1 protein-coding gene is annotated in these 915 nt (G+C 59.8%); it reads left to right on the forward strand.

Annotated elements, in window-relative coordinates; genetic code table 11:
• Window positions 1-915: peptide chain release factor 2 (gene prfB, locus A3730_RS19710; protein ID WP_063538738.1), on the forward strand; the 915-nt coding region annotated here is incomplete at both ends.

Below are 915 nucleotides of genomic sequence, written 5' to 3' on the forward strand. Positions count from 1 at the left end.
CTTTGACTACGATCAGAAGAGTGAACGTCTGACCGAAGTCGAGCGCGAGCTTGAAAACCCGGATGTCTGGAGCGATCCGGACTATGCCCGGGCCCTGGGCAAGGAACGGGCCCAGCTGGAAATGGTTGTGAACACCATCAACGATGCCTCCCAGGGAGTGGAAGACACCTCCGCCCTGTTAGAGCTGGTGGTGGAAGAGGGGGATGAAGACACTCTCTCGGAAGTGGAAAGCGACCTGCGTGATCTGGAAAAAATGGTGGCGGATCTGGAATTTCGTCGCATGTTCTCCGGGCAGATGGATGCCTGTAACGCCTATCTGGATATCCAGGCCGGTTCCGGTGGCACCGAGGCCCAGGACTGGGGCGAGATGATGCTGCGCATGTACCTGCGCTGGGGCGAGGCCCACGGTTTCAAGACCGAGCTGGTGGAAGCGTCCGCCGGTGATGTGGCCGGCATCAAGTCTGCCACTATCCGTTTCGAAGGCGAGTACGCCTACGGCTGGCTGCGTACTGAAACCGGCGTGCACCGGCTGGTGCGCAAGAGCCCGTTCGATTCCGGCGGCCGCCGTCATACCTCGTTCAGCTCGGTGTTCGTGTCCCCGGAAGTGGACGACGATATTGATGTGGATATCGACGTGGGCAGCATGCGGGTGGATACCTACCGGGCCTCCGGCGCGGGTGGTCAGCACGTTAACCGGACCGATTCGGCGGTTCGCCTGACCTATGAATACACTGATGATGGTGGCGAGAAGCACACCCTGGTGACCCAGTGTCAGAGCGGGCGTAGCCAGCACCAGAACAAGGATCAGGCCCTGAAGATGATGCAGGCCAAGGTCTACGAACTGGAAATGCAGCGCCGCAACGCGGAAAAACAGGTACAGGAAAGCAACAAGTCGGATATTGGCTGGGGCAGCCA

The organism is Alcanivorax sp. HI0044, from assembly GCF_001634945.1.